This window comes from Olsenella sp. An285 (assembly GCF_002159625.1).
GTDB classification, from domain to species: Bacteria; Actinomycetota; Coriobacteriia; order Coriobacteriales; family Atopobiaceae; genus Thermophilibacter; species Thermophilibacter avicola.
This window is the reverse complement of record NZ_NFIZ01000005.1, coordinates 132580-149846: the sequence shown is the minus strand read 5'-3', so window position 1 is coordinate 149846 and position 17267 is coordinate 132580. Positions and strand designations below refer to the sequence as shown.

General features: G+C 66.5%; 18 protein-coding genes. 2 read left to right on the top strand and 16 right to left on the bottom strand.

Annotated features, from left to right (window positions below; translation table 11 throughout):
• Nucleotides 1-34: 34 nt before the first annotated feature.
• From B5F79_RS05065 to B5F79_RS05035, 7 genes are all read right to left on the bottom strand, one after another.
• On the bottom strand, nt 35-763 hold the full coding sequence (locus tag B5F79_RS05065) for a GntR family transcriptional regulator (protein ID WP_087218290.1): 729 nt from the start codon (nt 761-763) through the stop codon (nt 35-37).
• 47 nt (nt 764-810) lie between these two features.
• Nucleotides 811-1239 (bottom strand): PTS sugar transporter subunit IIA, encoded by a 429-nt coding sequence (locus B5F79_RS05060; protein WP_087218287.1) that lies wholly within the window; start codon nt 1237-1239, stop codon nt 811-813.
• 82 nt (nt 1240-1321) lie between these two features.
• Complete coding sequence (locus tag B5F79_RS05055; protein ID WP_087218284.1) at nt 1322-1942, bottom strand: hypothetical protein; 621 nt, start codon at nt 1940-1942, stop codon at nt 1322-1324.
• 154 nt (nt 1943-2096) lie between these two features.
• Complete coding sequence (locus B5F79_RS05050) at nt 2097-2927, bottom strand: PTS system mannose/fructose/sorbose family transporter subunit IID (protein WP_087218281.1); 831 nt, start codon at nt 2925-2927, stop codon at nt 2097-2099.
• The gene (locus B5F79_RS05045; protein ID WP_087218278.1) at nt 2908-3795 is read right to left on the bottom strand and encodes a PTS mannose/fructose/sorbose/N-acetylgalactosamine transporter subunit IIC; all 888 of its coding nucleotides are present in this window, start codon (nt 3793-3795) and stop codon (nt 2908-2910) included. Before B5F79_RS05045 ends, B5F79_RS05050 begins: the two co-directional genes overlap by 20 nt.
• A 97-nt stretch (nt 3796-3892) precedes the next feature.
• A complete protein-coding gene (locus B5F79_RS05040; RefSeq protein WP_087218274.1) occupies nt 3893-4357 on the bottom strand; it encodes a PTS sugar transporter subunit IIB in 465 nt (154 codons plus the stop codon).
• Nucleotide 4358: 1 nt separating this feature from the next.
• The gene (locus tag B5F79_RS05035; protein WP_087218271.1) at nt 4359-6188 is read right to left on the bottom strand and encodes a glycoside hydrolase family 35 protein; all 1830 of its coding nucleotides are present in this window, start codon (nt 6186-6188) and stop codon (nt 4359-4361) included.
• A 317-nt stretch (nt 6189-6505) separates the two neighbouring features.
• On the opposite strand from B5F79_RS05035, the gene B5F79_RS05030 reads away from it, so the two are divergent.
• Nucleotides 6506-7441 (top strand): 1-phosphofructokinase family hexose kinase, encoded by a 936-nt coding sequence (locus B5F79_RS05030; RefSeq protein ID WP_087218268.1) that lies wholly within the window; start codon nt 6506-6508, stop codon nt 7439-7441.
• A gap of 209 nt (nt 7442-7650) precedes the next feature.
• Here the strand turns inward: B5F79_RS05030 and B5F79_RS05025 are convergent, their stop codons facing one another.
• The 8 genes from B5F79_RS05025 to B5F79_RS04995 all read right to left on the bottom strand — a co-directional run bounded on the left by B5F79_RS05025 (nt 7651) and on the right by B5F79_RS04995 (nt 14816).
• Nucleotides 7651-8538: an aldose 1-epimerase family protein gene (locus tag B5F79_RS05025; protein ID WP_087218266.1), complete on the bottom strand. Its 888-nt coding sequence runs from the start codon at nt 8536-8538 to the stop codon at nt 7651-7653.
• Nucleotides 8539-8642: 104 nt separating this feature from the next.
• Nucleotides 8643-9506, bottom strand: coding sequence for a sensor histidine kinase (locus B5F79_RS10835; protein WP_158094846.1), 864 nt, complete (start codon nt 9504-9506; stop codon nt 8643-8645).
• Between the two features lie 50 nt (nt 9507-9556).
• Nucleotides 9557-10318, bottom strand: a complete 762-nt coding sequence (locus tag B5F79_RS10830) for a hypothetical protein (RefSeq protein WP_143786245.1) — start codon at nt 10316-10318, stop codon at nt 9557-9559.
• A 100-nt stretch (nt 10319-10418) separates the two neighbouring features.
• On the bottom strand, nt 10419-11195 hold the full coding sequence (locus tag B5F79_RS05015; protein ID WP_143786244.1) for a hypothetical protein: 777 nt from the start codon (nt 11193-11195) through the stop codon (nt 10419-10421).
• Complete coding sequence (locus tag B5F79_RS05010; RefSeq protein WP_087218260.1) at nt 11192-12172, bottom strand: ABC transporter ATP-binding protein; 981 nt, start codon at nt 12170-12172, stop codon at nt 11192-11194. Before B5F79_RS05010 ends, B5F79_RS05015 begins: the two co-directional genes overlap by 4 nt.
• Before the next feature lie 107 nt (nt 12173-12279).
• On the bottom strand, nt 12280-13002 hold the full coding sequence (locus tag B5F79_RS05005; RefSeq protein ID WP_087218257.1) for a response regulator transcription factor: 723 nt from the start codon (nt 13000-13002) through the stop codon (nt 12280-12282).
• A gap of 182 nt (nt 13003-13184) precedes the next feature.
• Nucleotides 13185-14000 (bottom strand): HAD family hydrolase, encoded by an 816-nt coding sequence (locus B5F79_RS05000; RefSeq protein WP_087218254.1) that lies wholly within the window; start codon nt 13998-14000, stop codon nt 13185-13187.
• A 48-nt stretch (nt 14001-14048) separates the two neighbouring features.
• Nucleotides 14049-14816: a DeoR/GlpR family DNA-binding transcription regulator gene (locus B5F79_RS04995; RefSeq protein WP_087218251.1), complete on the bottom strand. Its 768-nt coding sequence runs from the start codon at nt 14814-14816 to the stop codon at nt 14049-14051.
• 450 nt (nt 14817-15266) lie between these two features.
• On the opposite strand from B5F79_RS04995, the gene B5F79_RS04990 reads away from it, so the two are divergent.
• Nucleotides 15267-16118: a class II fructose-bisphosphate aldolase gene (locus tag B5F79_RS04990; RefSeq protein ID WP_087218248.1), complete on the top strand. Its 852-nt coding sequence runs from the start codon at nt 15267-15269 to the stop codon at nt 16116-16118.
• A 106-nt stretch (nt 16119-16224) separates the two neighbouring features.
• On the opposite strand, the gene B5F79_RS04985 is transcribed toward B5F79_RS04990, so the two are convergent.
• Nucleotides 16225-17190: an ROK family protein gene (locus B5F79_RS04985; RefSeq protein WP_087218246.1), complete on the bottom strand. Its 966-nt coding sequence runs from the start codon at nt 17188-17190 to the stop codon at nt 16225-16227.
• Between the last annotated feature and the right edge of the window lie 77 nt (nt 17191-17267).

Here is a 17267-nt window from a genome sequence, read left to right as displayed (position 1 = left end):
AGGCCGGACTGACCGGCGGGGATGGTGACGAGTGCTACGCCCTCTGGTGCAGCACCTTGTACTTGAACTGGTCCGCGCGGGCGACGGAGAGGGTGTACTCGATGATCTCGTTGCTCATGTTGTAGGTGGTGCGCACGAGATCGAGCACCGGGGCGTTCTCGGCGATATCGAGCAGATGGGCATCAGAGGGGCGCGCCACGCTCGCGAAGAACTCCTCCTCCGCCACGCGGATCTTCTCGTGGTAGACCTTCTCCACCACGTCGTAGAGCGGCATGCTGTCCAGCAGGCGGCGCTTGAGCGTGAGAAACTTGCGCACGGGCAGGTAGCTCACCTCCACCATCATGGGCACGCCGTCGGCCGAGCGCAGGCGCTTGAGCTTGAAGAGCTTGTCCCCCAGGCGCGTGCCCATGTGCTCGGCGAGGTTCTTGTCGGCGTCTATCTCGGAGAACTCGAGGATGGTGGTCTCCGGCACGCGGCCGAGCGAGCGCATGTGCTCGGTGAAGCTGTACGACTGCGAGAGGTTGGCCACCTGGGCGGAGCGGTCCGCCACGAAGGTGCCGCGCCCGTGCTGCCTCACGACCATGCCGAGCTTCTCGAGCTCCTGCAGCGCAAGGCGGACGGTCGTGCGCGAGAGGCCGTAGCGCTCGGAGAGCTCGCGCTCGGAGGGCATGAGGTCGCCCGGCCGGTACTCCCGCTCGATCTTCTCGGTGAGGATGTCTACCAGCTGGTCGTAAAGGGGCTGCTTCTTGGGCCTCAGTGCCATGTGCGTTACCTGCCTACTCGTGCCGCTCTCCTGGCGAGAAGGACGGTCTACTCGTCCTCGTCGTCGTCCATGCCGGCGGAGGCATCGAGGCTCATGTGGCAGACGCCCTCCTTGCCCACCTCGACGGCCTCGGCGACGAGGTCCTCGACCGTGGAGTCCTCGGTGCGGGCCATCACGATGTCGATCAGCATGGGCAGGTTGGTGCCGGCCACGACGGAGACGTTGTCCTGCTCGGCGGTAATCATCATAGACTGGTTGAACGGCGTGCCGCCCATGAGGTCGCAGAAGATGAGCACGCCGTCGGTCTTCTCGCGCATGTCCTTGACCGCGGCGCGGAGGTTCTCGCCGTAGGCGCCGGCGGCGTCCTCGGTGAAGGTGACGATCTCGAAGGCCTCCTGGGGCCCGGCGATCATGTCGAGCGCGCTCTTGAGGCCGGTGGAGAAGTGGCCGTGCCCGGTGAGAATGAAGCCGATCATTGTGATCCTCCTTTTGTCATGGGTCCCTGCCCCTGAGCTAAAAGCCTATGAAACGCAGAAGGCGCGCCCCCGCGTGGCGGGTCTAGGCGGCCTGCTGGGTCGTGTTCGTCTTGGTAAGCTCCTCGAAGCGACGCTTGTACTGCTTCGCGTGGGTCTTGTCGCCCTTGTTGGCGTACTGCTTCCACAGTAGGAAGCAGAGCTTGCCCTGGAGCGCGGGGTTCTTCTCCTTCTTGAGCATCTGCTCCATCTGGTCGATGTAGCCGTGAGCCTTGGAGAAGACGATGTCGTAGGTGAGCTGGCAGTCCTGGATGACGGCGCGGTCGGCCGCCTTGTTGGTCTTGAGCTGGGCGAGGAGCTCCTTGCAGCGGTCCTTCTCGCCCTTCTGGGTGAAGTAGTTGAAGGCGACGGCAAGGGTCTGCGCCTGGCGCTTGGCGGAGTTTCTCATGCGAACGAGAAGCTCGATCATGCGCGTGGCCATCTCCTCGTCGTTCATTGCCTGGTAGCAGAGGAAGCGCAGGTAGTACTGGCGGTACGTGGTCATGGTCACGCGCGCGGGAATCCTGTCGAGGGCCCCGATGGCCTCCTTGTAGTGTCCCGTCTCGAAGAAGCCCTGGTACTTTGCCTCGTAGTAGTGGCGGAAGCCCTCTGTACCAAGGAAGTACGCGACAACGAGAACGAGAAACGCGATGACGCCTGGTTCCACGACGAGTGAGCCTTTCTAGAGACGACGGGCGCGCATCTCGGGAGATAGGGCGGGAACCGCGAGGTCCCGAGCCGTGAGATGCGCGCCCGCCTGAACGGTGCGACCAAGACCCGCGGCGCCCGGGAGCCCGGGCGCCGCGAGGCCGAAAGGAGCCTTAGCCCTTCGCGACGAGCTCGAGGGCGCCGAGCACGACGCCGAGCACCAGGACGACGAAGATCGCCTTGGTGGAGGTCATGCCCTTGCGGCCGAGGAGCCAGTACACGAAGCCGACGAGCGCGGCGGGGACGATCTTGGGGCAGATGTTGTTCAGGATGTCCTGAACGTTCAGAGGAACGCCACCGATGTTGGGGTTGATCGTGAGGACGATGCCAACGTTGGTGGAGATCAGCGCGCCGACCATGAAGACGCCCATGACGGTAGCCGCGTCAGTGATGGCGTTGAGCTTGTCGGACATGGTGGTGACGAGCTTCATGCCCTGATCGTAGGCGATGTAGGTCTGCTTGCAGCGGAACCAGTCGACCACGACGCAGGAGGCAATCCAGATGAAGATGCCCAGCGGGTTGCCGGCCATGGCCATGTTGGCGGCCAGGGCGCCGAAGATCGTCGGGAGCAGCGAGCCAAAGATGGAGTCGCCGATGGAGGCGAGCGGGCCCATGAGGCCGGTCTTCAGGGAGGCGACGGTCTCGAGACCCTCGACGCCCTCGGTCTCCTCGATGGCGAGGTCGATGCCCGTGATGATCGTGTTGAGGAAGTTGGAGGTGTTGAAGAACGGCGAGCACTGGGTGCGGCAGGCGGTCTTCAGGGCCTCGGTGTTGTCCCCATAGATCTTGCGGAGCTGCGGAAGGATGATCCACAGGTATCCGGAGTGCTGCATACGCTCGTAGTTCCAGCCAGCCTGGAAGCCGACGAGGTTGCGAATGTTAATCTGACGAAGGTCAGCCTTAGTGAGCTTGTAGCCGGTGGTCTTAGAGCTCATCGTCGTCATCTCCCTCCGCGCCAGCAGAGACAGCCGCGACGGGCGCGTTCTGGTGCTGCTGGTAGTAGATGTAGGCAAGAGCGAAGCCGATGAGAGCGACGGTCAGCATCGACAGACCCTTGAAGGAGCCGCCGTTGATCGTGGCGTCAACGGTGCTGGCAACAGTGGCCACGTCGCCGCCGATGGTCTGGATGCTCGTGAAGGCGGTGCCGAGGAGGGCGGCGATCACGAAGCCGAGAATCAGGTAGGCGATGTGCTTCTTGACGGGCAGGTAACGAAGCAGGATGGCGAAGCCGACGGCCGGCAGCATGCCACCGGCGACGGTGAGGCCGGTGCCGAGCCAGGCGAGGTCGCCGTTGAGGGCGGTGGTGATGGCGTCAACCAGACCCTGGCCGAAGGCGAGGGCGAGGAAGACCGGGATCATACGGGAGAGGCACCAAGAGACAGCGCCCATCCAGTAGTGAACGTTGTAGGCGCTCCAGTTCATCTTCTCGACGTCGGCGTCGCAGGCGTGACCCCAGAAGGTGTTGGCCATACGACCGAGGATGTCGGTGTAGACGAGGATGGCGGCCACGGGCACGCCGAGGGCGGCGAGCGCCTGCTCCGGGTCCATGCCGGAGCTCACGGCAAAGGCCGTGGCGATGAGGGTGCCGGAGTTGGCGTCGATGCGGGAAGCGCCGCCGAAGGTGCCAACGCCGAGGATGGTGAGCTGCATGCTACCACCGATGAAAAGACCAGTTGCCATGTCGCCCATGATGAGGCCCGTGATGAAGCCGGAGAACACGGCGGAGCCGGCGCTGGAGTACCAGTGCAGCTCGTCCATGATCTGGAAGCCCGCATAGAGCGTGAGCAGAAGAATCTGCCACCACTGAATCATGGTTCTTTTCCTCCTTCTAACAACTCGAACGTTACGTGCGAATCACGCTATATGGTTGCGGTGCATCTCCCCTCACCGCGTAGCGCCGTGCGAAAGCCTAGGGCCTGAAGGGCTCCGGGCTGTTCTGCGGGGTGAGCTGGATGACCATGGGAACGCCCATGGAGGCGAGCTCGTTCAGGGCGTCGACGTCGTCCTGGCCGCAGTTGATGTTGCGGTTGTAGGTCTTGACGATGTTCATCGAGGTGATGTTGCCGAGGATGATCTCGTCGAACTTGACGCCGGCCTTGGCGAGCTTGACGTAGACCTCGGGCTTCTTGACAACGATGAAGAGGCGCTGGGCGTCGTACTTGCCGGCGAGGATGTTGGCCGCGGCCTTCTCGACGGGCAGGACGGACAGCTTGCAGGTGGCCGGGGTGGCCATGCGCAGAACCTGCTTCTGGGTGGCGTCCTCGGCCACCTGGTCGTCCACGACCATGAAGCGGCTGACCTGACGGGCGTTAGCCCAGAGGTTGCCGACCTGGCCGTGAATCAGACGAAAGTCAACACGTGCTCCAACGATCATGCTACTCAACTCCTTCTTTCTCGAGGTGGTTGACGAGGGGCGCAGAGCGCAGGGAGATGGTGTCGCTCACCGTCCCCTCCGTGTCGAACATAACGAGCTCGTTGACGCCGGCTCGCGTGATGCCGTGGGGGACGTAGAGGGTGGCGATGGGACCGATCTCCCAGTACCTGCCCACGTTGACCCCGTTGACAAAAGCGACACCCTTGCCAAAGCCCGTAGTGTCTATGTAGGTGTCCGCCGCCTCGTCCAGCGTGAACTCGAAGCGCGAGAAGGACGGCGTCCCCTCGGCCCAGCCGGCGGAGTAGTCGATCTTCGAGACGTCCTCGAGCGAGAGGCGCCACGCCTCCCAGTTGAGGATGAAGTGCAGGTCGATGCACACGCCCGTGCGGATGCCCTTGCGCTGGGTGTCCGCCAGGAACTTGTGGCCGTAGTTCACGCGGCCCATGTTCTCCACGAGGACGTCGAGCCGGTTCTGCTCCTCGGGCAGGGCGTAGCGGATGTCCTCGCCGATGTGCTCCTGGTACTGGGTGGCCACGAGCTCGCCGTTGACGTAGACCTGCGCGCGGTCGCGCCCGTCCACCACGCGGATGCGCTCGGGCTCGAGCGTGTCGCGCTCGACCTGCGCGCGGTAGAGCACGTAGCCGTAGCTCTGACCCATGTCCTCCATGGTCTGGGGGTAGAGCGAGCGAACGGGCTCGGGGTCCAGCGCATCGAGGTTCTGGAAGAGGCCGGTGCGGCCCGTGAGCTCGACCTTCTGGGCCGGGACGTCGACCGCGGACTTGACCAGCGGATCGGCGGTCCAGTTGTCCGGGAAGAGGTCGCGCACCACGTCGCGCAGCTTGTACCACTTCTCCGTGGGGTTGCCCTCCTCGTCGAGGGGGGCGTCGTAGTCATAGGAGGTGACCTGGTGCAGGTCGTGCGTGTGGCGGGCGGAGCAGCCGTTCATGAAGCCGAAGTTGGTGCCGCCGTGGAACATGTACAGGTTGATGGACCCGTCGAGCTCCAGGAGCTCGCGCACGGAGTCCGCCAGGTCCTGGGCGTCGCGCTTGATGACGTTCTCGCCCCAGCGGTTGAACCAGCCGTCCCAGAACTCCATGCACATGAGCGGCCAGTTCTTGCCGTGCTCCTCGTGGAATGCCTTGAGCTGGGCGAAGTTCTCGCCCGCGCGGGAGCCGAAGTTGCCGGTGACGAAGACGTCGTCATCGATGAGCGTGCCTGCGCGCAGGCATCCGCGCCACGGACCGTCCGAGGTGCACAGGGGGACATCCACCCCGCGGTCGAGCATGAGGTCGCGGATGCCGCGCAGGTACTCCTTGTCCTCGCAGTAGGAGCCGTACTCGTTCTCCACCTGCATCATGAGGATGTTTCCACCGCGTGTGATCTGACGCTCCTCGAGGATGGGCATGAGGGCGTCGTAGTAGGAGGCAACGCGGGCAAGGAACTTGGGGTCGCGCGAACGCGGGCGCATGGAGCGGTCCGCGAGGAGCCAGGCGGGAAATCCGCCCCACTCCCACTCCGCGCAGATGAACGGGGACGGGCGGACAATGGCCCAGAGGCCGAGCTCGGCCGCCTCGTCCAGGAAGCGCGCGAGCGCAAGCCCGCCCGAGAAGTCGAACTCGCCGGGACGGGGCTCGTGGAGGTTCCAGGGGACGTAGGTCTCAACGGTGTTGAAGCCCATCGCCTTGAGGTTGTAGAGGGAGTGGTGCCAGTCCGAGGGATGCACCCGGAAGTAGTGGATGGATCCGGAGAGGATGCGGAACGGCTCTCCGTCGAGCAGGAACGTATCGCGAATCTCAAAGGTGTGCTTGGCGACGCTCTCGTTCGAACCCAAAGGAAACACCTCGTCTCACGTGACCTCGACAGCGGAACGCAGTGTAGCCATCATACATGTCTTCGTCATATTTTTGTCCACTTTATGAAGATTGCTGTGAGCGGTCGTTTTTCTCTGGTGAGCGGTAGGCACTATTTACGCAGCTAGAGGGTGGTGTTGTTCCAAAAATGTAAACAAACTGCAGCTCAGAATATGCAGAAACTGGTAGTAACGACTCTAACAGTTGGTCCTCTTTCCCCATACCAGACAAAGGGGCCCCAAGGCCCGCGCCCGAGGAAGTATGATTGCCTCACCACCATTCCGAGCAAGGGGGACCCATGATCTCTACCGTCACGCTCAACACCTCCATCGACAAGGCCTACCAGCTCGCGTGCCCGCTCGTAGACGGCACCGTCATGCGCGTGGAGACCTGCATCGACAACGCCGGCGGCAAAGGGCTGAACGCGGCCCGCGCGGTCGCCACCTGCGGCGAGAAGATCGTGGCCACCGGCTTTGTAGGCGGCAACAACGGGCGTCTCCTCTGCGAGCTGCTGGACGCAGACGGCATCGAGCACGACTTCGTGAGCGTGGCCACGGAGACCCGCTGCTGCATCAACGTCCTGGAGCCCAACGGCCGCTCGACGGAGTTCCTGGAGCCCGGCCGCCCTGTGACCGAGGACGAGGTTGCCGCCGTGCGCGAGAAGGTGGGCCAGATCGCGGCGCGCGCCGACGTGGTGACCTTCAACGGCTCCGTACCCAAGGGCGCGGGCGACGGCATCTACCGCGAGCTGGTAGAAATCGTGCGCGCGGCCGGCAAGCCGGCGATCCTGGACACCTCGGGCGCCCTTCTCGTGGGCAGCCTCCCCGCTCGCCCCACGATGATCAAGCCCAACACAGATGAGATCCAGGCGATCCTGGGCCGCAAGCCCGAGTCCATCGACGAGATCTACGCCGCTGCGCGCGAGGTCCACGAGACCTACGGCATCGAGAAGGTCGTGGTGTCTCTGGGCGGCGACGGATCCGTGATGGCCTGCTCCGAGGGCGTCTTCCGCGGCCGTGCGCCCAAGATCGAGGTCGTGAACCCCGTGGGCTCCGGCGACACGATGGTGGGCGCCTTCGCCGTTGCCATGGCGCGCGGCATGGCCGTGGAGGAGCAGCTCGCCTACGCGATGGCCTGCGCGAGCGCCAACTGCCTCACGCCCTCGACCGGCCACTTCGACATGGCGGTCGCCGAGGAGCTGCGCGCGGGCACCTCGGTCGAGAAGGTCGCATAGGTTCGTAAGACGCTACTGGGCCCGGCCCGTTCTTCTCGTGTGCTCAAACAGCTTCGCTTCGCGAAGAACTGCGCCACGAGAAGGACGGGCCGGGCCTTGTGTGGCTAACGTTGTCGAGCTGCGCGCGCGTCGGGCGCTGCTGGGCGACTTGGAGCGCATTTCGGGCTGAGCGCGCGTCGGGCGCTGCTGGGCGACTTGGGCTTTAGGGGCTAGAGCAGGGTGACGGTGAAGGAGTAGGACTTGCTCTCGCCGGGGGCGGCCACCTGGATGTTGCGCTTGTGCTCGAAGACGTCATCCTCGTCGTTGCAGGTGGAGAGGCCCACCCACGGCTCCAAAGCGACGAAGGGGCCGTCGTTGGCGGAGGACCAGACCACCAGATAGGGAAGGTCCGCAAAGGAAACCTCCACGCCCTTCTCGGCGTTCTTGGAGCGCAGGCGCACGGTGCGGGAGGTGAGCTCGTCGAGGATCTGCGCGTCCTTGTGGAAGAGCTCGTGGGCGAGCGGCAGCACGCGCGTGCCCTCGAGGACGGGGTGGCGCACGTCGATGTCGATGAGGCCGGTCTCCGTGACGGGCTCCGGGGCGGTGCAGGTCTCCTCGTGCTCGAACTCGAGGTAGCAGTCCTCGTAGGAGTCTCCCTCGACGAAGGGGCACCTGAAGCCGGGGTGCCCGCCCACCTGGAAGGGCATCGGGCGCCCGCCCGTGTTGGTGACCTCGTAGGTCACGGTGAGCGTGGTGTCGCTCACCTCGTAGCGGCTGCGCAGCTCAAAGGGATAGGGGTAGCTCGCCATGGTCTCGTCGTCGCTGCGGATGACAAAGCTCGCGTCCTTCTCGCCCGCGTGCTCGAGCTCCCAGGTGCGCTTGCGCACGACGCCGTGACGCGGCATGGAGAGCTCGCTGCCGTCCTGCGTGACGGCGCGGTCTCCGCGGATGCTGCCGCAGATGGGAAAGAGAATCGGCGCCTGCCCGCCCCAGTAGGCGGGATCTCCCTGCCAGAGGTACTCGAGGCCGTCCGCGTCCTTGATCGAGGCCAGCGTCCCTCCCACCTCCGTGAGGCCGACGCTGATCTTGTTGGTGGAGATAGTGCAGATGGTACCCATGCTTCCTCCTTCTCCGGGCGGCGCGTCCCGTGGCTCCGCATGTCACCATCGTCGCACATTGCTTGACAGTTTGACCCGCTTGACAGTTTGACCTGAGCAAACTGTCAAGCGGGTGCCGGACGGAGCTCAAGGCAAACCGAGAAGGACGGCGCGTCGCCGGCGGTGACGCCCACCGTGAGCGCACCGCCCATCGACTCCATGAGCGCGCGGGCGACGGCGAGGCCGAGCCCCGTCCCGCCGCCGCTGCGGGAGGGATCCCCCTGGTAGAAGCGCTCCGTGAGGCGAGTGGAGTCGAGGCGGGCGGCGTCCTCGGGCGCCACGGGGTTCTCCACCGTGAGCGCCGTGCCCTCCACGCGCACGCTCGGAGCGCCCGCGCCGTGCGTGAGGGCGTTCTCCAGCAGGTTTGCGATCACGCGCGCGAGCGCGTCGGGCGCGGCGAGCACGGGCGCGGTCTTGCCAATCCGCACGTCCGGCTCCCAGCCGCGCGCGGCGAAGGCCTCGTAGCGGGCCGCAAGCGCATCTGTCGTTGCCTGGGCGAGGTCGCAGGGCTCGAGCTCGAGCTCCCACGAGGGGTCCGCGGCGCGCGCGTACGTGAAGAGGTCGTCCACGAGCACGCGCATGGCAGCGAGGCGCTCCTCCGCACGCTCGAGGTAGCGGGCGGCACGTTCCGGATCCGTGGCGCGCCGGGCGAGCTGCAGGTAGCCCTGCGCCCCGGCAAGCGGCGTGCGGATGTCATGGGAGAGCGCAGCGAGCTGCTCACGGAAGCGCTCGTCGGCGGCGCGGCGCTGGAGGTCGCGCTCGAGGTCCGCGTCCAGGTGGCGGTCCACCGCGCGGGCGAGCTCTGCCACGGCGGGGTCCGAGGACTCCAGGCGGGCGCGCGGCGCCGGGTTGGCCGGCGCGCAATCGAGCAGCTCCGCCAGACGCGCGAGGTCGCGACTGCGCGCTCCATGCGGGGGAAAGGCACTCACGTCACACCGTCCTTCTCGCCAGGCGAAAAAGGGAGGGCTCCCCCTCCACCTTACACCGTCCTCCGCGCCATCACGCCGCGCACCAGGACGAGAAGGGCAGCCAGCCACACGAGCGGCACCACGAAGGCGCGCAGGGGGTCGAGGGGCATGAGCGCGGCGTACGGCGCGAACATCACGTTCGCCGTAAGACCCTCGAGGGGCAGCACGAAGCCTAGGGCCTCCGAGAGCGTCACGCCCATCGGCGTGGGCGATCCGGGCGGGACGACTGCCAGGGCAACCAGGCAGAGCGCGACGAAGGCAACCACCACGATGCCGGCCGTCGCTATCGCGCTGTGGCTCCTGGTGACCACGCCCGCGGCAAAGGCGAGCTCGGCGATCACGAGGTACGTGAGCACGCCGGCGACCACGCGCTCCGGGGCGCACATCCTCGGGGACGCGGCGATGACGGACGCGCCCGGCACCAGTGCGCCGGCGGCAACGTCGAGCGCCGCCGTCACCGCGAGCAGCCCCAGTGTGAGCGCCGCCACAGCGAGAAAGCGCGAGAGCACGTAGTCCAGACGCCCCCTCTCGGTGCCGCACGCAGAGCGCAGGGCCCCGCCGCGCTGGTCGAAGACGGCCACGCTCGCCCCGGCAAAGAGGAAGACGAGCACAAGCGCCTTGTCGCGGAAGATCGAGTCCTGCAGGCCGTAGGTCACGCCCTGCGTCACGCGCCAGGCGGAGTAGGCCCGGTCGAGCGCGACCAATCCGAGCGCCACCCACGTCCGGTAGTTGCGCGCGAGCGTGTAGAGCGCGGCGCGAATCTGGTTTGCCATGGGGCACCTCCAAAATTAACGTACTTTGAAATGTCATCGCATAGAGCCCAACTGGGCAAACGTACTTTTTCAGGAAACCAAAGTACGTTATTTTCCGACGCTAGAGCTGAGCCCGCGTCATCACGCGGTGCGCGAGCGCCCAGCAGACGGTTACGTAGACGGCGGGCAGCACGACGATGCGGGCGTCTGCCACGAAGGTGTCGCCGAGCAGGGTGCTCGGCAGGATGGGCACGATCAGCTGGAGCGCCTCGAAGGCGAGCTCCTGGGAGAGCGGAATGAGCACCATCATCACCGGCACGAAGAGCACCACGTTGAGAAATCCGGCGCCCAGGATGACCGCCACGAAGAACGTCGAGGCAAAGCCGCGGGAGCGTCGGGAGAGCCACAGGAGGAGCATGCAAAAGACGGCATATGTCCAGCCCATCAGGATGTGGGCCGCCACGCGGAGCGCCAGCTCGCCCGCGGGCATCCCCTCGAAGGTCGCGCCGGGAGCAAGGAACAGGGTCATGCTCAGCAGCACGGACCACAGGCCGAGAAGAGCCGCGAGCACCAGCGCCAGAATCATCCGGGATGCCACGTACCCCTCTCGCCCGCGCGCCGTGAGGATGGCCGCGCGCAGGCCGCCCGACGAGACGTCGTGCGTGACGATCCCCGCCATGGCAAGGCAGGTGCCAAAGAGGGCACCCATGCGGACGAGACCGAGGACCGCCTCCTCAAAGACCACGTGCATGTTGGCGTCAGGGAAGAGCAGCATCAGGAGGATGGACAGCACGGCGCGCAAAGCCGGCAGCACAAAGGCGCCCTTCACGTAGGCGTCGTGCGAGGCAAGAAAGAACGCGGCGCACAGCTGATTGGCGAAGGTGGTCATGGCACTCACCTGCCCTTCTTGGCAGCCGCTCCGTCAATGAGGCGGACGAGCTCGGCCTCCACGTCCGGCTCGCTCACGGCGAGCTCCGTCACGGCAATACCCGCGGAGAGGAGCACCTGCGCCAGTACCGTGCGATCCGGCTCTCCCCCACCAGGGGCGGTCACGCGCAGGGCGCCGTCCGGCAGCACGCGTACCGTGAGGCCAGGAAGCTCCTCGGCGAGCACGGCCACCGCGCGCTCCGGCGCGTCCACGCGCAGCGTGAGGTAGGTGGCGCAGGCGTCGGCGAGCTCCTCGGCAGTGAGCTGGCGTGTGAGGGCGCCATCGCGCATGATGCCGTAGTGCGTGCACATGCGCTCGAGGTCAGCGAGAATGTGCGAGCTCACCACCACGGTGACGCCGCGCTCTCGGTTGAGGCGGACGAGCAGCGTGCGCAGGCTCGCCACGCCCGTGGGGTCAATGCCCGTGAGCGGCTCGTCGAGCAGCAGGACCTCGGGGTTGCCGATGAGCGCGAGGGCGACGCCGAGTCGCTGGCGCTGCCCGGTCGAGAGGTCGTCGACGTAGGTGCCGCGGGGCCAGAGGACGCGGCCGCGGCCGTCACCGGCGGTGCGCGCGTCAAGACCCACGAGGTCAAGCGCTTCTCGGCACGCCTTCTTTGGGTCCGGCAGCCCGAGCACGAGGGCCCGGTTCATGAGGTTCTCGAAGGCGTCGAGCCTGCCGTAGACCGCGGGCGCCTCCACGAGCGCGCCGAGCCTTGGGTGGGACTCGCAGGGGCGCAGCTGACGGCCGAGCACGCTCACGGTGCCCGCATCCTGCCGCATGAGCCCCGCGATGAGCTTGAGCAGGGTGGACTTGCCCGCGCCGTTCTTGCCCACGATGCCAAAGACGGAGCCGGCCGGCACGGCGAGGCTCACGTCGCGCACCGCTCGCACCGAGCCGTGCGAGAAGGACCTGGAAAGGCTGCTCGTCTCTATTGGGTTTGTGGCCATGGCTCCTCCTTCCGTCGTTGCTTTCAGCCTACCCGGAAGGATTGGGCAAACGCTCCAGAGACCTACAAGACTTTGACAAGAAATGTGACAAAGGGACTGTCCCTTTGTCACGCCTCGAGCTTGAAGCCGATGCCCCAGACGGTCTGGAGGTAGGCGTCCGTACCCGTTGGGCGCAGCTTGGCGCGCAGGTTGCTCACGTGCGTGGAGATGGTGCGCTCCTCCGTGAGAGCCTCCTCGTTGCGGGCGAGCTCGAAGAGCGCCCGCTTGGTGAAGACGCGCCCGGGCTCTGCCATCATGGCGGCGAGGATGTCGAACTCGGTGCGCGTGAGGCGCACGGGCTCGCCGTTCACGGCAAACGTTCGCGCGGCGGGGTCGAGCTCCCAGCGACCGAGGCGCAGGGCTGCGGCGGCTCGTCCTTCTCGCCCCTCCCCGTGCGCGCGGTCACGCAGCTGGACCTCCACGCGTGCGAGCAGCTCGTCCAGGTCGAAGGGCTTGACCAGATAGTCGCTCGCACCCAGGCGCAGCAGGCTCACGCGGTCGGTCACGGCGGAGCGTGCCGAGGTCACGATCACGGGGGCTGTGACGCCGGCGGTGCGCAGGCGCCCGACAAGCTCATCGCCCGGGAGACCGGGCAGCATGAGGTCGAGAATCACGAGGTCGAAGGGCTGGTTCTTCTCGCCCGCGCGCTCCGCGAGCAGCAAGGCCTCGGTGCCGGAAAAGGCCGGCACGCATACGTAGCCCTCGTCCCCGAGGAAGGTGCAGACCACCTCGGAGAGCGCGGCGTCGTCCTCGACCACGAGGACGCGGGGGCTGTCGGCTGACTCGCTCATGCCCCCAGTATAGCCCCGCCCCACCGTGAGGGTATGTACACCGCCCGCTCAGGGTATGTACGCCTTCCGACCCTCTTTCTTCTCGCCCGCGTCTTTGACCTGCGGATTTGTGAGAGGGACCTCGAGGTCGACTGTACATACCCGGTATGCGCAGTGTGCATACCCTCAGGGACGGGCGCCCCTTAGTGCGTAAACGGCCACTCCCCCGCCGCGAGCGCCTCGATCGCAGCGGCCACGGCGTCGTCCTCGCAGGCGCCGATGTGCCAGCGCGAGACGGCAGCGACCTCGGGCGAGGCGCCCGCCACCGTCACGGAGTTGGGCACCGCGCGCAGCATCGGGAGATCGTTGTCCGCGTCCCCGAAGACCACGACGTCATCGAGGCCCACGCCCAGGCGCTCCGCGAGCCAGGCCACCGCGGTCCCCTTGTTCCAGCCGCGCGGCATGATGTTGGAGTAGGTGGGCATGGCGCGGTCCACGTCGAACTCGGTGACCTCCGCGTTGAGGCGCGCCACGAGCTCGGCCGCGGCTGGCTCGCCCGCGCCCGTGAAGACGTTGGCCTTGACCACGGCAAAGTCCGGGAGCTCGCGAGTCACGCGGCAGCGCTCGGCATAGGCCGGGAAGTGCGCCGCCAGGTCCTCCAGCGAGCCCTCCACCAGAAGCGGCGTCGCATCGTCAAAGCAGACGAGGCCCGCGCGCGGGGTCTCGGCGACGATGGCGCGCAGATGCTCGAGGGCGTCAGGCGCGAGCGTCTGCTCCATGACCTTCTCGCCGTGGAGGTAGACCTGCATGCCGTTGGTCGCGAGCGCCGTGGAGCAGCACGCCTGGTCCCCGCCAAAGAAGTCAGGGATCCACGAGTATCCGCGGCCGCTCGCGGGGCCCACCACGATGCCGGCGTCCACCGCCGCGTGGAAGGCGGCCGCCGTGCGCGCGGAGACCCGGCGCTGCCCGCGCGGAAGGACGGTCCCGTCGATGTCTGTGAGGATGAGCTTCACGGCCACGTTCTTCTCCCTTCAAGAGGCACCCGGCCAGTCCGGCCTGGGTCCGGCCTAGTATATGACGCGACAACCGAGCTCGGCGGCGTCCTCTCCCACGAGGCCCTCCGGGTCGGCGTCCATGACCACGGCGTCCACGCCCGCGAGCGTGCCAAACCAGAGGAGCCCCGGCGCCCGGACCTTGCTCGCGTCCATGAGGACGTACGTGTGCGCGGCGCAGCCCAGGTACGCGCGCTTGAGCTCGGCCATGTCCTGGTTGTTGGTCATGAGGCCGCGACCGGGCACGTAGGACGTGGGCGTGACGAAGGCCTTGTCCGGGTGGAGCATCTCGAGCGTGCGCATGGCGAGCGGCCCCGCGGTGTAGCGGTGACCCTTGCGCAGACTCCCGCCCAGGATGATGACGTCGAGCGAGGGCGCGGAGCGGTCCACGTAGTCGGCAATGGTGAAGTCATCGGTCACGATGGTCACCCCGGACCTGCCGGAGATGGCGCGCACGAGCTCGAGCGCTGTGGTGCCCGAGTCCACGAGCACCGAGTCGCCGTCCTCCACAAAGGGGGCCGCCAGACGCGCGATGGCGCGCTTGGCCTCGGCGTTCACGTTGACGCGCCGGTCCTGGACGGAGACCGTGAGCGTCTTGGAGAGCGAGACGGCGCCCCCGTGCGTGCGGCGGAGCTTGCCGTCGCGCTCGAGGGCGTCGAGGTCGGCGCGCGCCGTCACGCGACTGACGCCAAAGGCGTCGGCAAGCTGTGTGACCTGCACGGACGTGGCGCGGTCGAGCATGTCCAGGATGGCGGAGCGCCGCTCCTCGGATGACATCGCCATGTCCCCCGCCCTTCTCGGTGTTCTTCTCGCCCGCTCTTCTCGCCCGCCACGCACGATCTCCGTTACGCGCGTTTGTGTGCGAATTGTGTTTCCTTTTCTTTCCTTACAGGCAATCTATCACATTGCTTTTTCTTTCGTTTTGGAAAGAAGACGGCTGTAGGGGCATCCGGGGGGCCCAAACGGACAAGAGGCTCATTTGTAGGGTATTTTCCGGGCGCGACTGCAAGTACACTACAGTTTTGCCAGGCTTTTGACCTGCGGAAACTCGCAGCTTCATTTGTAGTGTACTCAAGTAAGCCCCCGGGAAATACCCTACAAATGAACTCCGCTCCTTGCGCTTGGTTTCCCTTTGGCGGAGCGGGTCCAACCGCCCACAGCGTCCCATCTGAGCACACGTTTGCCACCCTTCGTACAATGGCGCTATCAGCCACTCCGAGGAAGGGAGTTTCGATGCTCGTCACCACGAAGGAAATGCTGCTCGACGCCCAGGCCGGCCACTACGCCGTCGGCGCGTTCAACGTCGAGAGCCTCGAGTTCGTCATGGCCGTTGTGAAGGCCGCCGAGGAGCTTCGCTCCCCCGTCATCATGCAGACCACGCCCGGCACCGTGAAGTACGCCAACCTCGACTACTTCGCCGCCATGTGCCGCGTCGCCGCCGAGCAGGCCAGCGTGCCCGTGGCAATCCACCTCGATCACGGCGACGGCTTCGACCGCGCCGTCCAGGCCATGAAGGCCGGCTACACCTCCGTCATGATCGACGGCTCCCACGACACCTTCGAGGACAACATCGCCCTCACCTCCTCCGTGACCAAGGTCGCCAAGCCGCTGAACATCCCCGTCGAGGCCGAGCTCGGCAAGGTGGGCGGCAAGGAGGACGACGGCCCGGCCGTCGAGGGCGAGAGCCCCTACACCGACCCCGAGGAGGCCCGCGAGTTCGTCGAGCGCACCGGCTGCACCTCGCTCGCCATTGGCGTGGGCACCGCGCACGGCGTCTACACCGAGACCCCGCACATCGAGCAGAGCGTCGTGAAGGCCATCCGCTCCGTCGTTGACGTGCCGCTCGTGCTCCACGGCACCTCCGGCGTGCCCGACGACCAGGTGGCCGAGGCCATCAAGAACGGCATCTGCAAGGTCAACTACGCCACCGAGCTGCGCCAGGCCTTCATGCGCGGCTTTATGGGCTACATGGCCGAGAACCCCGGCGCCTTTGACCCCAAGAAGCCGAACAAGCCCGGCATGCAGGAGATCACCGACCTCGTCAAGGTCCGCATGACCAACCTCGGCTCCGTCAACAAGGCGTAGGGCAGCGAGACATCGCAGGCAAAGGCGGCGCGTCCAGCTTCCGGACGCGCCGCCTTTTGTTGCACGAGATTCTGACAAACTACCCTGGCACCTTTGTCATGACAAGCTAGTCCAGGCTGGGCGTCCTGGACTCGCGGCGGATGCGAAGGGCCTCGTAGGCGCTGCCGTACATAGCCGCCTGGTTGCCCAGGCTCGCAACCTCGATGCGCGCGGCGCGGGACGGCTTCAGCGCGTACGCGTCGAAGCGCTCGCGAAGCATGGGGGCGAAGGTGTCAAAGGCGCCAGCCACGCCGCCGCCGATGAGGTAGAGCTCAGGGTCCACGATGCAGGAGATCTGGGACATGACGAGGCCCAGGTAGTCGCACATGACCTCGACCGCGTACTTGGCGCACTCGTCGCCGTCCGCGAGCGCCCTGAAGACGGAGAGCGTGTCCGTGGCGTGCTCGACGTCCGCGGGCTTCACGCCGCGGCGCTCGCACTCCTCCAGGTAGGTGCGCACGATGCCCTGCGCGGAGGCGTACTGCTCGAGGCAGCCGTAGCGCCCGCAGCCGCACTGGCGCGTCTCGTCGCGGTTGACGGTCACGTGACCCGCCTCGCCGGCGGCGCCAAAGGCGCCCGCCACGAGCCTGCCGTTGGCCACGACGCCGGCGCCCACGCCCGTGCCCACCGCGATGACCACGCAGCTGGTGGCGCCCTTTGCGCTGCCGGCCCACATCTCGCCCAGCGCCGCGGCGTTGGCGTCGTTCACGAAGGCGATGGAGGCCTGCGGGAAGGCGGCCTTGAAGGCGGCGACGAAGCCCTTGGGGTCGAGCTCCACGTTGGCGATGATGCCGAGCGTGCCGTCGTCCGCCACGGGGCCGGGAACGTCGAGGCCGCAGGCGATGACGTCCTCGGGCCCGGCGTCGTGCTCGGCGATAAACTCCGTGATGGCGCCGGTCACCGCGGCAAATGCCTGCTCGCTCACGAGCTCGGTCGTGGTGATCTTCCTCTCGTCGAGCAGCTCCCCCTCGGGCGTGAAGAGGCCGACCTTGATGCTCGTCCCGCCCACGTCGATGCCAAGAACCATGTCCATGAGAGTCCTCCCTTCGCTGCGGGCGCTCGCCCCGCGACCATACGTAGTTTTCGATGATACGAGGCCCGGAAAGGCTT

What these genes read in the sequence shown, in the direction of transcription:
- B5F79_RS05065 (WP_087218290.1), bottom strand. Translation starts at nt 763, where the DNA reads ATGGCACTGAGGCCCAAGAAGCAGCCCCTTTACGACCAGCTGGTAGAC.
- B5F79_RS05060 (WP_087218287.1), bottom strand. Translation starts at nt 1,239, where the DNA reads ATGATCGGCTTCATTCTCACCGGGCACGGCCACTTCTCCACCGGCCTC.
- B5F79_RS05050 (WP_087218281.1), bottom strand. Translation starts at nt 2,927, where the DNA reads ATGACGACGATGAGCTCTAAGACCACCGGCTACAAGCTCACTAAGGCT.
- B5F79_RS05045 (WP_087218278.1), bottom strand. Translation starts at nt 3,795, where the DNA reads ATGATTCAGTGGTGGCAGATTCTTCTGCTCACGCTCTATGCGGGCTTC.
- B5F79_RS05040 (WP_087218274.1), bottom strand. Translation starts at nt 4,357, where the DNA reads ATGATCGTTGGAGCACGTGTTGACTTTCGTCTGATTCACGGCCAGGTC.
- B5F79_RS05030 (WP_087218268.1), top strand. Translation starts at nt 6,506, where the DNA reads ATGATCTCTACCGTCACGCTCAACACCTCCATCGACAAGGCCTACCAG.
- B5F79_RS05025 (WP_087218266.1), bottom strand. Translation starts at nt 8,538, where the DNA reads ATGGGTACCATCTGCACTATCTCCACCAACAAGATCAGCGTCGGCCTC.
- B5F79_RS10830 (WP_143786245.1), bottom strand. Translation starts at nt 10,318, where the DNA reads ATGGCAAACCAGATTCGCGCCGCGCTCTACACGCTCGCGCGCAACTAC.
- B5F79_RS05010 (WP_087218260.1), bottom strand. Translation starts at nt 12,172, where the DNA reads ATGGCCACAAACCCAATAGAGACGAGCAGCCTTTCCAGGTCCTTCTCG.
- B5F79_RS05005 (WP_087218257.1), bottom strand. Translation starts at nt 13,002, where the DNA reads ATGAGCGAGTCAGCCGACAGCCCCCGCGTCCTCGTGGTCGAGGACGAC.
- B5F79_RS04995 (WP_087218251.1), bottom strand. Translation starts at nt 14,816, where the DNA reads ATGGCGATGTCATCCGAGGAGCGGCGCTCCGCCATCCTGGACATGCTC.
- B5F79_RS04990 (WP_087218248.1), top strand. Translation starts at nt 15,267, where the DNA reads ATGCTCGTCACCACGAAGGAAATGCTGCTCGACGCCCAGGCCGGCCAC.
- B5F79_RS04985 (WP_087218246.1), bottom strand. Translation starts at nt 17,190, where the DNA reads ATGGACATGGTTCTTGGCATCGACGTGGGCGGGACGAGCATCAAGGTC.